Origin of the sequence: Mycobacterium helveticum (assembly GCF_007714205.1) — a bacterium.
GTDB classification, from domain to species: Bacteria; Actinomycetota; Actinomycetes; order Mycobacteriales; family Mycobacteriaceae; genus Mycobacterium; species Mycobacterium helveticum.
In genome coordinates this window covers 1-12,112 of the sequence record NZ_VMQU01000076.1, presented here as the reverse complement: position 1 = coordinate 12,112, position 12,112 = coordinate 1, and the positions used below count along the sequence as shown (strand labels likewise).

At 69.7% G+C, this 12,112-nt stretch carries 14 protein-coding genes and 1 tRNA gene; 8 read left to right on the top strand and 7 right to left on the bottom strand.

Features of this window, described 5'->3' with window-relative positions; genetic code table 11:
* Positions 1-7: 7 nt before the first annotated feature.
* On the top strand, positions 8-1,159 hold the full coding sequence (locus tag FPZ47_RS17275; protein WP_144952734.1) for a glycosyltransferase family 4 protein: 1,152 nt from the start codon (positions 8-10) through the stop codon (positions 1,157-1,159).
* Positions 1,160-1,179: 20 nt separating this feature from the next.
* On the opposite strand, the gene FPZ47_RS17270 is transcribed toward FPZ47_RS17275, so the two are convergent.
* Positions 1,180-1,788 (bottom strand): CHAP domain-containing protein, encoded by a 609-nt coding sequence (locus FPZ47_RS17270; RefSeq protein WP_144952732.1) that lies wholly within the window; start codon positions 1,786-1,788, stop codon positions 1,180-1,182.
* A gap of 114 nt (positions 1,789-1,902) precedes the next feature.
* On the opposite strand from FPZ47_RS17270, the gene FPZ47_RS17265 reads away from it, so the two are divergent.
* Positions 1,903-2,595, top strand: a complete 693-nt coding sequence (locus FPZ47_RS17265; RefSeq protein ID WP_144952730.1) for a demethylmenaquinone methyltransferase — start codon at positions 1,903-1,905, stop codon at positions 2,593-2,595.
* A gap of 24 nt (positions 2,596-2,619) precedes the next feature.
* Here the strand turns inward: FPZ47_RS17265 and FPZ47_RS17260 are convergent, their stop codons facing one another.
* Together FPZ47_RS17260 and menJ are read right to left on the bottom strand one after the other, a co-directional pair.
* Positions 2,620-2,952 carry a DUF732 domain-containing protein gene (locus tag FPZ47_RS17260; RefSeq protein ID WP_144952728.1) on the bottom strand — a complete coding sequence of 111 codons (333 nt, stop codon included), beginning with the start codon at positions 2,950-2,952 and terminating at the stop codon, positions 2,620-2,622.
* 40 nt (positions 2,953-2,992) lie between these two features.
* Entirely contained in the window at positions 2,993-4,231 is a 1,239-nt protein-coding gene (gene menJ, locus FPZ47_RS17255; protein WP_144952726.1) for a menaquinone reductase, read from the bottom strand.
* Between the two features lie 22 nt (positions 4,232-4,253).
* Here menJ and grcC1 point away from each other — a divergent pair, with 22 nt between their 5' ends.
* Both grcC1 and htpX read left to right on the top strand, forming a co-directional pair.
* The gene (gene grcC1 / locus FPZ47_RS17250) at positions 4,254-5,261 is read left to right on the top strand and encodes a nonaprenyl/(2E,6E)-farnesyl/geranylgeranyl diphosphat synthase (RefSeq protein WP_144952724.1); all 1,008 of its coding nucleotides are present in this window, start codon (positions 4,254-4,256) and stop codon (positions 5,259-5,261) included.
* Between the two features lie 114 nt (positions 5,262-5,375).
* On the top strand, positions 5,376-6,236 hold the full coding sequence (gene htpX, locus FPZ47_RS17245; RefSeq protein WP_144952722.1) for a zinc metalloprotease HtpX: 861 nt from the start codon (positions 5,376-5,378) through the stop codon (positions 6,234-6,236).
* Between the two features lie 53 nt (positions 6,237-6,289).
* Here htpX and FPZ47_RS17240 read toward each other — a convergent pair whose 3' ends face one another.
* Positions 6,290-7,315, bottom strand: coding sequence for an NAD(P)H-dependent glycerol-3-phosphate dehydrogenase (locus tag FPZ47_RS17240; RefSeq protein WP_144952720.1), 1,026 nt, complete (start codon positions 7,313-7,315; stop codon positions 6,290-6,292).
* A gap of 174 nt (positions 7,316-7,489) precedes the next feature.
* Here FPZ47_RS17240 and FPZ47_RS17235 point away from each other — a divergent pair, with 174 nt between their 5' ends.
* Positions 7,490-8,968, top strand: coding sequence for a trypsin-like peptidase domain-containing protein (locus FPZ47_RS17235; RefSeq protein WP_144952718.1), 1,479 nt, complete (start codon positions 7,490-7,492; stop codon positions 8,966-8,968).
* Positions 8,969-8,987: 19 nt separating this feature from the next.
* Here the strand turns inward: FPZ47_RS17235 and FPZ47_RS17230 are convergent, their stop codons facing one another.
* Positions 8,988-10,511, bottom strand: coding sequence for a flavin-containing monooxygenase (locus FPZ47_RS17230; protein ID WP_144952716.1), 1,524 nt, complete (start codon positions 10,509-10,511; stop codon positions 8,988-8,990).
* 51 nt (positions 10,512-10,562) lie between these two features.
* Complete coding sequence (locus FPZ47_RS17225; protein WP_144952714.1) at positions 10,563-11,054, bottom strand: YajQ family cyclic di-GMP-binding protein; 492 nt, start codon at positions 11,052-11,054, stop codon at positions 10,563-10,565.
* 69 nt (positions 11,055-11,123) lie between these two features.
* Between FPZ47_RS17225 and FPZ47_RS17220 the strand changes: the two genes are divergently transcribed.
* The 3 genes from FPZ47_RS17220 to FPZ47_RS17210 all read left to right on the top strand — a co-directional run bounded on the left by FPZ47_RS17220 (position 11,124) and on the right by FPZ47_RS17210 (position 11,859).
* A tRNA-Tyr gene (locus tag FPZ47_RS17220) sits at positions 11,124-11,207 on the top strand.
* 87 nt (positions 11,208-11,294) lie between these two features.
* The gene (locus tag FPZ47_RS17215) at positions 11,295-11,525 is read left to right on the top strand and encodes a ribbon-helix-helix domain-containing protein (RefSeq protein WP_144952711.1); all 231 of its coding nucleotides are present in this window, start codon (positions 11,295-11,297) and stop codon (positions 11,523-11,525) included.
* The gene (locus tag FPZ47_RS17210; protein ID WP_144952709.1) at positions 11,512-11,859 is read left to right on the top strand and encodes a type II toxin-antitoxin system PemK/MazF family toxin; all 348 of its coding nucleotides are present in this window, start codon (positions 11,512-11,514) and stop codon (positions 11,857-11,859) included. The genes FPZ47_RS17215 and FPZ47_RS17210 overlap by 14 nt, the downstream gene beginning before the upstream one ends.
* Before the next feature lie 171 nt (positions 11,860-12,030).
* On the opposite strand, the gene FPZ47_RS29570 is transcribed toward FPZ47_RS17210, so the two are convergent.
* Positions 12,031-12,112, bottom strand: an 82-nt coding sequence (locus FPZ47_RS29570; protein ID WP_246859862.1) for a hypothetical protein, incomplete at its 5' end; no start/stop codon positions are given.

Sequence of the window (12,112 nt, the reverse complement as noted above, 5' to 3'; positions counted from 1 at the left end):
TCGGGATGTGCGCGTCGCGATCGTCGCCGAATCCTTCCTCCCGCAGGTCAACGGTGTCAGCAACTCGGTGGTCCGGGTGCTCGAGCACCTGCGCCGGACGGGTCACGAGGCCCTCGTCGTAGCGCCCGACACCCCGCCGGGTGAGCCGCCCGCCGAGCGCATTCACGACGGGATCCGGGTGCATCGGGTGCCGTCGCGGATGTTCCCGAAGGTGACCACGCTGCCGCTCGGGGTGCCCACACCCCGCATGGTGCGCACCCTGCGCGGCTTCGACCCCGACGTCATCCACCTGGCCTCGCCGGCGCTGCTCGGCTACGGCGGCGTGCGGGCCGCGCGTCGTCTCGGGGTGCCGGCCGTCGCGGTCTACCAGACCGACGTCCCGGGTTTCGCGGCGAGCTACGGCATCGGCATCACCACCCGGGCGGCGTGGGCGTGGTTCCGGCACCTGCACGGACTGGCCGACCGCACCCTGGCCCCGTCCAGCGCGACGATGGCTTCGCTGGTGGCGCAGCGCATCCCGCGGGTGCATCAGTGGGCGCGCGGGGTCGACATCATCCGGTACGCGCCCTCGGCGCGGGACGGGGCGCTGCGGCGGCACTGGTCGCCGCAGGGCAAGCCGATCGTCGGGTTCGTGGGCCGGCTCGCGCCGGAAAAGCACGTCGAACGGCTCGCCGTGCTGGCCGCCGGCGACGAGGTGCAGATCGTCGTCGTCGGCGACGGCGTCGATGCGGCCAAACTGCGGGCGGTGCTGCCGACGGCGCTGTTCACCGGTGCGCTCTACGGTGCGGACCTCGCCGCGGCCTACGCCAGCATGGACGTGTTCGTGCACACCGGTGAACACGAGACGTTCTGTCAGGTCGTGCAGGAAGCGCTGGCCTCGGGGCTGCCGGTGATCGCCCCCGACGCCGGCGGCCCGCGTGACCTCGTCACGCCGTGGCGCACGGGGCTGTTGCTGCCCGTCAAGGAGTTCGAGGCGAGGCTGCCCGCCGCCGTCGCGCACCTGCTCTCCCAACGGCACCGCTACTCGCAGGCGGCCCGGCGCAGCGTGCTGCACCGCAGCTGGCCGGTCATCTGCGACGAGCTGCTCGGCCACTACGAGGCGGTGCTGCCGCCGTTCGCCCGGGCGCAGGTGTCGTCGCGCCGGAGGCGGCGCGCGTAACGCGGGAGCCGCGTCGGGTGTCAGGGCATCAGGATGTAGGACATGCCCGGGACGTTCCTGGCGTCGCGGGTCCACCACTGACCGGCGCCGCCATGGCTCCCGTTGTTCATCTCCGTGATGTTCACCCAGGTGCCGTCGCCACGCTCGGAAACCGCATTCACCCATGCGGCATGGCCGTACGGGCTGACGCCCGGCAGCCACGGCTGGAACACGACGATCGCGCGTGGCTGCGGGTCGGTGACGACCGTCCAGCCGTGCGCCCGCGCCGAGTCCGCCCAGTCCGCGGCGTTTCCCTCGAGGGCCGGGTAGTACCCGCCGGCCTCGAACCACTTCTGCAGAGCGCCCCATGTGCACTGGCCGTCGGTGCCGGAGTTGACGGGCCGGCGTTGCCCCACGGCGCGCCCCGGACTGACCGTTGGCGCGGCGCCGCCCGCCGCGGCCGGTTCGGCATCGGCGGATGCGGCGAAAACCAGTCCGCCCGCGGTGAGGACCGTGGCCGTCGCGACGCCGGCGCGCAGCAGGTTGCGACCGGCAACGACCCGGCATCGCCGCAGCGATGCGGATTTCCCGCCGACAACCCGGCCGAATCCCATGATCTTCGCGTCTCCATGTGAGAAGTGCGTCTCCATGTGAGAAGTGCAGGGTTGAGCTTAGGTAACGACCGCGCAGGCCGGAGGGGAAATCCGGAGATCCGTGCGGGCGGCCAACGGCGACGGCCGGTCGGGCCCGGTAGCGTCTAAGTCGTGAGTCGCGCCGCTCTGGACAAGGATCCCCGCGACGTCGCGTCGATGTTCGACGGCGTCGCCCGCCGGTACGACCTGACCAACACCGTGCTGTCGCTGGGCCAGGACCGGTACTGGCGCACCGCCACCCGGTCCGCGCTGCGGATCGGGTCCGGCCACAGGGTGCTGGACCTGGCCGCGGGGACCGCGGTGTCCACGGCCGAGCTGGCGAAGTCCGGGGCGTGGTGCGTGGCGGCCGATTTCTCGGTCGGGATGCTGGCGGCGGGTGCGGGCCGCAAGGTGCCCAAGGTCGCCGGTGACGCGACCCGGCTGCCGTTCGCCGACGGCGTGTTCGACGCGGTCACCATCAGCTTCGGGCTGCGCAACGTCGCCGACCACCAGGCGGCGCTGCGCGAGATGGCCCGCGTCACCAGGCCCGGCGGGCGGCTGGTGGTGTGCGAGTTCTCCACGCCCACCAACGCGGCGTTCGCCACCGTCTACAAGGAGTACCTGATGCGGGCCCTGCCGCGGGTGGCGCGGGCGGTGTCCAGCAACCCCGAGGCCTACGTGTACCTGGCCGAGTCGATTCGCGCCTGGCCCGACCAGGGCGCGCTGGCACACGACATCGGCAGGGCGGGGTGGTCGGCGGTGCGGTGGCGCAACCTGACCGGCGGCATCGTGGCGTTGCACGCGGGCTACAAGCCCCTGCGATGACGAGCGCCAAGCACGCTAGGACAACTAGGTCCCGGCGCGCTGGATGAAGCCGACCTGGTTGGGGCAGTAGTGGTCGATCCCGGCGCCGAGGAACTGCAGCGCCTGGCCCTGGGTGGTGCCCAGCGGCAGGTTGCGCTGCAGGAAGACGGCGGACTGCTGTGCGTTGCCGTCCACGCCCTGCTCGATCCGCTCGCACTCGATCTTGGCCAGCCACGCAAGTCGGTCCTGGGGGCCGTAGACGCCGAAGTCGTTGACGGTGTTCTTGAAGTCGGTGTCATAGTCGGCCTGCGCCGGCGCGGCCAGCGCGATCGCTGCAGCCGTCACGGCGAGGCCCGTGACCAGCCTCGTACGCTTCATTAGCGGGACTATACACCGCGATCACGAATCGATCTCGTGGTCAGGTGAACGGCGTTCGCCGGTCGGCCAGCCGGGACAACCGGCCGGCCCCGCGCCAGGCCCGCGCCACCCGGTCGGCGTCCTCGTCGGTGACCAGGTTGGCCATCACCCGCACCGCGATCGCCATCAGCGCCGGGGAGCGCATCGCGATCGGCCCCGTCGCGGGCAGGAACCGCGGAAAGGTCAGCAGCAGCCCCAGCCGGCGCGCGACGGAGAAGCCGCGCGCGTAGTGCCGTTGCAGCAGCCACGGCCACACCTGCGACAGATCGCCGCGGTCCAGCATCTCGGCGGCCAGCCGCCCGGTTTCCAGGCCGTAGTCGATGCCCTCGCCGTTCAACGGGTTGACGCACGCCGCGGCGTCCCCGACCAGCATCCAGTTCGGCCCGGCCACCCCGGACACCGCGCCGCCCATCGGCAGCAGCGCCGACGCGACCGCGCGGGGCTCGCCGGTGAAGCCCCACTCGTCGCGGCGCAGGTCGGCGTAGTAGGAGATCAGCGGCCGCAGTGCCAGCTCCGCGGGCCGTTTGGACGTCGACAGCGCGCCCACGCCGATGTTCACCTCGCCGTTGCCCAGCGGGAAGATCCAGCCGTAGCCGGGCAGCACGGCCCCGTCGGGGGAGCGCAGTTCCAGATGGGAGGTCAGCCACGGGTCGTCGGCGCGCGGAGTGGCCAGGTAGCCGCGTGCGGCGACGCCGTAGACCGTCTCCTGATGCCAGCGCCGGCCCAGCGTGCGGCCCAGCGGCGAGCGGGCCCCGTCGGCGACGATCAGTTGCCCACAACCCACCTCCGTGCCGTCGGCCAGGGTCAGCGACACCACCCGCCGCGACGAATCATGATGGGCAGCAACCACTTTGGAACCCAGAAGCATCCGGGCCCCGGAGTCTTCGGCGCACCGGCGGATCCGGTCGTCGAGCTCGAACCGGGCCACCGCGCTGCCGGTGGAGGGGAACGACGGGCCCGGCCAGTCCACCTGCACCTCGCCGCCGAACCCGCTCATCCGCAGTCCGCGGTGGCGAATGCGGGTGTCGAGCCAGCCGCCCAGGCCCAGCCGTTCGAGTTCCGCGACCGCGCGCGGGGTAAGGCCGTCACCGCAGGCCTTGTCGCGCGGAAAGCCGGCCGCGTCGACGACGAGGACGTCCCTGCCGGCCCGGGCGGCCCAGGCGGCGGCCGCCGAACCGGCGGGTCCGGCGCCCACGACCACCACGTCGGCCTTGAGGGCTCTGGTCGCTCTCGTCTGCATGTACACCAGTATGTTTGGTCGGGTGAGTACTCCGGCGACGGTGGTGGCGGGCGTTGACTTCGGCGATGCTGCGCTGGCGGCGACCGTGCGGGACGGCGTGGAGCGGATCGAGCAGCTCATCGGCACCGAGCTGAGTAGCGCGGACCCGGTGATGACCGACTCGCTGACGCATCTGTTCACCGCCGGCGGCAAGCGGTTCCGGCCGCTGTTCACGGTGTTGTCGGCGCAGCTGGGGCCCCGCCCCGACGCCGAGGAGGTGACGGTCGCGGGGGCGGTGATCGAGCTGGTGCACCTGGCCACGCTGTACCACGACGACGTGATGGACGAGGCCGAGGTGCGCCGCGGCACACCCACCGCCAATGTGCGCTGGGGCAACAACGTCGCCATCCTGGCCGGCGACTACCTGTTCGCCACGGCTTCACGGCTGGTGTCACACCTGGGGCCGGAGGCGGTGCGGCTCATCGCCGAGACGTTCGCCCAGTTGGTGACCGGGCAGATGCGCGAGACCCACGGCGCGGCCGAGAACGACGACCCGATCGAGCACTACCTGAGGGTCGTTTACGAGAAGACCGCCTGCCTGATCGCCGCGGCCGGCCGGTTCGGCAGCATGTTCTCCGGCGCCGCCGACGACCAGGTCCAGCGGCTGAGCCGGCTGGGCGGCATCGTGGGCACCGCGTTCCAGATCTCCGACGACATCATCGACATCGACAGCGACTCCCACGAGTCCGGCAAGCTGCCCGGCACGGATGTGCGCGAAGGGGTCAACACGCTGCCGATGCTCTACGCGCTGCGCGAACCGGGGCCCGAGGCGGCGCGGCTGCGCGAGCTGCTCGCCGGGCCCGTCGAGGACGACGACGCGGTGGCCGAGGCGTTGGCGCTGTTGCGGGCCTCGCCGGGCATGACCAAGGCCAAGCAGTTCCTGGCGCAGTTTGCGGCGCAGGCGCACGACGAACTGGCCCTGTTGCCCGACAATCCGGGCCGGTTCGCGCTGCGGACACTGGTCGACTACACGATCAGCCGGCACGGCTAGCAGCGAACGCCGGACGCGGCGGAACTCGGAATGCCCGTGCGAGCGTTCAATGAGAAGTGGTCGGCCCCGACCGAGTTTTTCCGAGTGTTTCCGAGTGTTCTGAGGAGGACACCGATGACCTGGCATCCGCATGCCAACAGGCTGAAGACCTTCGTCCTGTTGGTCGGCATGTCCGCGCTGATCGTCTTCGTCGGCGCCTTGTTCGGCAGGACGGCGCTGATCTTCGCGATGCTGTTTGCCGTCGGCATGAACGTGTACGTCTACTTCAACAGTGACAAGCTGGCGCTGCGGGCGATGCACGCCCAGCCGGTCTCGGAGGTGCAGGCGCCGGCGATGTACCGCATCGTGCGCGAGCTGGCGACCGCCGCACACCAGCCGATGCCGCGGCTGTACGTCAGCGACACCAACGCGCCCAACGCGTTCGCCACCGGCCGCAATCCGCGCAACGCCGCCGTGTGCTGCACGACCGGCATCCTGGACATCCTCACCGAGCGCGAGCTGCGCGCGGTGCTGGGACACGAGCTCTCCCACGTCTACAACCGCGACATCCTGATCTCCTGCATTGCCGGCGCGATGGCGTCGGTGATCACCGCGCTGGCCAACATGGCCATGTTCGCCGGCATGTTCGGCGGCAACCGTGACGGCGAGAATCCCTTTGGGCTGCTGCTGGTTTCGTTCCTGGGGCCGGTCGCCGCGACGGTGGTGAAGTTGGCGGTGTCGCGGTCGCGCGAGTACCAGGCCGACGAGTCGGGTGCCCTGCTGACCGGTGACCCGCTGGCCCTGGCGTCGGCGCTGCGCAAGATCTCCGGCGGTGTGCAGGCCGCGCCGCTGCCGCCGGAGCCGCAGCTGGCCAGCCAGGCGCACCTGATGATCGCCAACCCGTTCCGCGCGGGCGAGCGGATCGGCTCGCTGTTCGCCACGCACCCGCCGATCGAGGACCGCATCCGCCGGCTGGAGGCGATGGCGCGAGGGTAGGCCGGGAACTCCCGGCCGCATGTTTGGACGGTAGGTGGGCGCCGCGGCGGCGGTCAGAACCCCGAGCCGTACACCTCGTGCCCCGGGACCTCGACCATCAGGCCGCGGTAGGCCTGCTCGACGGTGGAGCCGTGGTTGATCACCGCGTCGACCTCCCGGGCGATCGGCATGTTCAGGCCGCGGTCGTTGGCGAAGTCCATGATCACGCTGGCGGCCTTGACGCCCTCGGCGACCTGGTTCATCGATGCGATGATCTCGTCGATCGGCTTGCCGGCGCCGAGTTGTTCGCCGACGTGGCGGTTGCGGCTGCGCTGGCTGGTACAGGTGACGATGAGGTCGCCCAGCCCGGCCAGCCCGGGGAAGGTGTCGGGGTCCCCGCCCATCGCGACGCCCAGCTTGGTCATCTCCCGCAGCGCCCGCGCGATCACCAGCGCGCGGGTGTTCTCGCCGATGCCCAGCGAATAGCCCATCCCGACGGCGATGGCGTAGACATTCTTCAGCGCGCCGGCCATCTCCACGCCGACGACGTCGTCGGTGGTGTACACGCGGAAGCGCCGGGTGCGGAACAGCGCCGCCAGCCGGGTCGCCAGGTGCTGGTCGGGCATGGCCAGTACCGCGGCGGCGGCGTAGCCCTCGCCCACCTCCCGGGCGATGTTCGGGCCGGCCAGGATTCCCGCCGGATGGCCGGGCAGCAGTTCCTCGACGATCTGCGACATCCGCATGTTGGTGCCCTGCTCGAGTCCCTTGACCAACGACACCACCGGGACCCACGGCCGCAGTTCCCTGGCGAGTTCGGTGAGCACGCCGCGGAAGCCGTGCGAGGGCACGGCCATGACCACGACGTCGGCGCGGTGGGCGGCCTCGGCGAAGTCGGTGGTGGCGCGCAGGCCGTCGCTGAGCACGACGTCGGTGCCGAGGTAGCGGGTGTTGCGCTGATTGTCGTTGATGTCCTTGGCCGTCACCTCGGAGCGCACCCATTGCAGTGTCGGTCCCCGGCGCGCGCAGATCGACGCCACCGTGGTGCCCCAGGAGCCGCCCCCGAGGACGACGACTTTGGGTTCGCGCTTTTCACCTGCCATGCCGATCAGCGTATTGCCGACACCGGAGATTGAGAAGCAGTTCGCCGGCCCCGCGGCACCCGAAGTCGAATCCAACGACTCCCGGGCCGGGGACTTCGGTCCCTAGCACCGCCGACCGCGCTGCCGGATCGTCAGAGGTCTGCAGTACGGCCTGGAACCAGGGAAAGAGGGACGATGCCCGTGTCTTCGTGGGGCCGGACGTTCGCGGCACTGTCCGCGGCCGCGCTCGCGGTGCTGACGGCGCCCGCGGGTACCGCCTCCGCCGACGGCGGGCGCCCCCAGCCCAATCCGCAGGAGAGGGCGGCGGCGATCATCCGGCCGGCCGTGATGTACCTGGCGGGCCAGGCGTACGGCCAGGTCCGGTTGCCCAACGGCCAGCTGTTGTCGCAGTTCGGCGAGGGCTCGAACATCCCGTTCACCGCGACCTGGTTCTGCACCGCCTTCGTCGTCAATCCCGACGGATGGGTGGCCACGTCGGGACACTGCGTGGATCCGGACAGCGCCAAAGATCTCATTTTCAAGCGGGCCGCCAACGAATACGTCATCCAATACCCGGACTCGCCGATCGGGCAGAACCCCGCCGCCGTCTTCCAATGGCTGCGGCAGAACGCCAAAGTCGAAGGCGACGCCCCCGACCTGGGCCCGCAGCCCGCGCTGACCGTGGTGTACGGCAGCGGGACCCGGGTCGTCGGGAAGCTGCTCGCCAACGTCGTGGACTTTCGGCCCATCGGCAAGGGTGACGTGGCCGTCCTCAAGGTCGAACGGCACAACATGCCGTCCTCGGAGCTGGCCTCCGATGCCGACATCAGCATCGGCACCCCGATTCTCGCGGTGGGTTACCCGGAGAGCACGAAACGGATCACCGATCCGTCGCTGGACCCGACGAACAAGAGCGGCACGGTCAGCAAGAAGTCGTCCATGGGCAGCGTCCCGGAGTACGAGATCGACGCCCCCGTCACCGAGGGGATGAGCGGCGGCCCCACCGTCGCACTCAACGGCAAGGTGATCGGCGTCAACAGCTTCTCACCCGCCGGCGAGCCGCAGCCGTTCAACTTCGTCGCGCCGGCCGGCAACCTGGCCGCGCTACTGGCCGGCAAGGGCGTCACGGCGACACTGGGGCCGGCCGACCTCTTCTACCGAAAAGGACTCGACCAGTTCTACTCCGGCCGCTACACCGACGCGATCGACGATTTCGACCAGGCGCTGGCGATGTCGCCCGATTACCCCGGACTGGTGGAGCTCAAGACGAGCGCGGTGAACCTGCGCCAGCGTTACGGTGATGCCTCGGTGCTGCGCGGCACCACCCTGATGTGGTACGTCATCGGTGCGGTCGTGCTGGTGCTCGCCGCCGGCGGCGGCTTGACCTTCCTGGTGGTGCGGAGCCGGTGGCACCTGTACGCGCCGCCGAAAGCCACTGGCATCGAGCTTTTTTCCCCCGGCGACGGCGACACCGCCGCACCGGCCCGCGCCCGCGGGGGCATCAAGGCCGGTGCCGCCCGGCTCATCGGCGCGGCTCCGGCGCCGAAGTCTGCGCAACCGCACTTCTGCTCGAGTTGCGGGGCCGAACACCACCCCGCCGAGAAGTTCTGCCCCAACTGCGGCAAGGAGATCCTGCCCGGGGAATCCGCGGTGGGGGCCGACCGCACCGGCTGACGGTCACCGCGGCGGGCGGCTACCCCGCCAGCGCCGCCCGGTCGGCGACCCGGCCGAACACCATGGCCTCCTCGACGCGGTCGAACTGGTAGTCGAGGGCATCGGCGAGGTAGTTCTGCCGGACGTTCCACGGTCGCCTGGTGCCGGACTTGGGCAGCGCATGCAGCGAACGCAGCACGTAGCCGGCGTTGATGTCCCAGGCCGGCTTCTCGGCCATCGGTTCGCCACCGAGATGCGGGTAGGCGTGTGTATAGCCGTGAGAAGCCATGTGCGCCAGCAGTTTAGCGGTAGCCCGCGCCGTGATGTCGGCCCGCAGCGTCCAGGACGCGTTCGTGTAACCGACGCACCAGAACAAGTTGGGCACGTCCTCGAGCATGTGCGCCTTGTAGACGAAGCGGTCCCGGGGATCGATCTCGACGCCGTCCAGGCTGATCGCGGTCCCGCCGAGCGCCTGCAGTTGCAGGCCGGTGGCGGTGACGACGATGTCGGCGTCGAGGTGAGCGCCGGAGGTGAGCGCGATGCCGCTGGCGTCGAAATGGTCGATGTGGTCGGTGACCACCTCGGCGCGGCCGGTGCTGATCGCGTGGTAGAGGTCGGCGTCGGGGATCAGGCACATCCGCTGGTCCCACGGGTCGTAGCGCGGCTTGAAATGGGTGTCGACGTCGTAGCCGGCGGGCAGGCTCCTGATCGCCTTGCGGCGCAACAGCCACCTGACGATTCGCGGCGCCTTACGGGACAGGGCGAAGAACACCGCCTCCGTCAGCGCGCTGTACATGCGCACCACCAGGTGGGCAGCCTTGCGGGGCAGCAGCTTTCGGGCAACGGCGGCCACCTTGCCGTACCGGGAGGCCGAGATGAGGTAGGTCGGGGAGCGCTGCAGCATGGTCACCTTGGCGGCGCGGTCCGACAGCGACGGCAGCAGGGTGACGGCGGTGGCGCCGCTGCCGATCACCACGACCTTCTTGCCGGTGTGGTCGAGGTCTTCCGGCCAGTGCTGGGGATGCACCACGGTCCCGTGGAACTCGTCGAGGCCGGGGAAGTCGGGGGTGTAGCCCTCGTCGTAGTTGTAGTAGCCACTGCCGAAGAACACGAACCTGGTGCGGTAGGTCGTGCGGGCGCCGTCCTGCTCGGCGGTGATCGTCCAGGTGTCGGTGGCCGAATCCCAGTTCGCCGAGCGGACATGGCTGTTGAACCGGATGTGGCGGTCGATGCCGTACTTGCGTGCGGTGGCGGTCAGGTATTCGCGGATGTGTACGCCGTCGGCGACGCCTTCGCGGCGGGTCCACGGCTCGAAGGGGAACGACAGCGTGAAGATGCTGCTGTCGGAACGCACGCCCGGGTAGCGGAACAGGTCCCAGGTGCCGCCGATCTGCGCCCGCCGCTCCAGGATGGCGTACGTCGCGTCCGGGTTGCGCTCGGTGATGCGGTAGGCCGCGTCGATGCCCGAGATTCCGGCGCCGACGATGACGACGTCGAAGTAGCCGTCGCCCTGGCCGTTGGTGTGGGGAGCGCCGCCGACGGCTTCCCGGGGAGTCACGGTCATCGTGAACCTCGCTCGAATTGTGGGACTCGTCACTACATTAGCCGCGGCCCGCTACCGGTAGTTGACGAACTGCAGCGCAACGTCCAGGTCGGCGTTCTTGAGCATCGCGATGACGGCCTGCAGGTCGTCGCGCTTCTTGCTGGTGACGCGGATCTCGTCGCCCTGGATTTGGGTCTTGACGGTCTTCGGGCCCTCGTCGCGGATGAGTTTGGTGATCTTCTTGGCGTTCTCGCTGCTGATGCCCTGCTTGAGGGTGCCGTTGACCTTGAAGGTCTTGCCGGACGCCTGCGGCTCCCCGGCGTCGAAGGCCTTCATCGAGATGTCGCGGCGCACCAGCTTCTCCTTGAAGACGTCGACGGCGGCCTTGACGCGCTCCTCGGTCGAGGACGTCAGCTCGATCGCCTCGTCGCCCTTCCAGGCGATCGAGCTGTCGGTGCCGCGGAAGTCGAAGCGGGTGGCCAGCTCCTTGGCGGCCTGGTTGAGCGCATTGTCGACCTCCTGGCGGTCGACCTTGCTGACGATGTCGAACGATGAGTCCGCCATGGGATCCGTCCCTTCCTGCGGTGGTGGCCGTTTGTGCTTTGTCTACCCGTTCGTTGTAACCTGTCTGGCGGCAGGTTGCCCGAGCGGCCAATGGGAGCGGACTGTAAATCCGTCGCGAAAGCTTCACAGGTTCGAATCCTGTACCTGCCACCAGCCGCGACCTGCACCGGCCGCCAAGCGGAAAAACCACGCAGTCGCGCCCGAGGTAGTACCGCAATGCTACTACGGTAGCATTGCGGTATGAAGCTTAGCGTCAGCCTGTCCGACGAGGACATCGCGGTGTTGGACGCCTACGTGACGAAAACCGGCTTGCCGTCACGGTCAGCAGGTTTGCAGCGGGCCGTCCAACTGCTGCGCTACCCCGCCCTCGAAGAGGATTACGCCCAAGCGTGGTCGGAGTGGTCGGCTGACCAGCACGCCCAAGCATGGGAGGCCGCGGTCGCCGACGGCGTCAGCGATGCTGCGCGGTGAGGTCTGGCAGGTTGACCTCGAACCCGTGCGCGGGTCTTATGCCGGCAAGCAGCGCCCGGCCGTCATCGTCAGCAATGATCGGGCCAACGCCACGGCGACCCGGCTCGGCCGCGGCGTGGTCACGGTCGTGCCGGTTACCGGCAGCATCGACAAGGTCTACCCCTTCCAGGTCTTGTTGTCAGCGGCAACGAGCGGTCTGGCGGCCGATTCCAAGGCGCAAGCAGAGCAAGTGAGATCCGTTGCATTCCAGCGTCTTTTACGTCGCCTCGGTCGCATCTCCGCGGCCGAGCTCGCCGACCTCGACAAGGCGCTCAGACTTCATCTGGCGCTGTAAGGGCCGCAGGGCCGAGGACGCTCCGATCCGGCGGTTCAGGCGTGACGCCCACGCCGGGCGGGTGGTGCGGGCTGGTTCGCCCGCTCTGATGGTCGAGACCCGGTGGGTTGGGCAGACGAATTCCCTAGTGCCCGAAGCCGTTTCAGTGTCGACGCGCTGCCGTTCCCGACGCTAGTTCGATGGTGGCGGTGGTTGGGGTTGGAAGGGTTGGTACCACCACCATTGGGCGCGTTCGCCGCTGGGGCCGGGGTAG

Bases quoted from the DNA above. Each gene is read 5' to 3' on its own strand.
- FPZ47_RS17270 (WP_144952732.1), bottom strand. From the start codon at position 1,788: ATGGAGACGCACTTCTCACATGGAGACGCGAAGATCATGGGATTCGGC.
- FPZ47_RS17260 (WP_144952728.1), bottom strand. From the start codon at position 2,952: ATGAAGCGTACGAGGCTGGTCACGGGCCTCGCCGTGACGGCTGCAGCG.
- menJ (WP_144952726.1), bottom strand. From the start codon at position 4,231: ATGCAGACGAGAGCGACCAGAGCCCTCAAGGCCGACGTGGTGGTCGTG.
- htpX (WP_144952722.1), top strand. From the start codon at position 5,376: ATGACCTGGCATCCGCATGCCAACAGGCTGAAGACCTTCGTCCTGTTG.
- FPZ47_RS17240 (WP_144952720.1), bottom strand. From the start codon at position 7,315: ATGGCAGGTGAAAAGCGCGAACCCAAAGTCGTCGTCCTCGGGGGCGGC.
- FPZ47_RS17235 (WP_144952718.1), top strand. From the start codon at position 7,490: ATGCCCGTGTCTTCGTGGGGCCGGACGTTCGCGGCACTGTCCGCGGCC.
- FPZ47_RS17230 (WP_144952716.1), bottom strand. From the start codon at position 10,511: ATGACCGTGACTCCCCGGGAAGCCGTCGGCGGCGCTCCCCACACCAAC.
- FPZ47_RS17225 (WP_144952714.1), bottom strand. From the start codon at position 11,054: ATGGCGGACTCATCGTTCGACATCGTCAGCAAGGTCGACCGCCAGGAG.
- FPZ47_RS17215 (WP_144952711.1), top strand. From the start codon at position 11,295: ATGAAGCTTAGCGTCAGCCTGTCCGACGAGGACATCGCGGTGTTGGAC.
- FPZ47_RS17210 (WP_144952709.1), top strand. From the start codon at position 11,512: ATGCTGCGCGGTGAGGTCTGGCAGGTTGACCTCGAACCCGTGCGCGGG.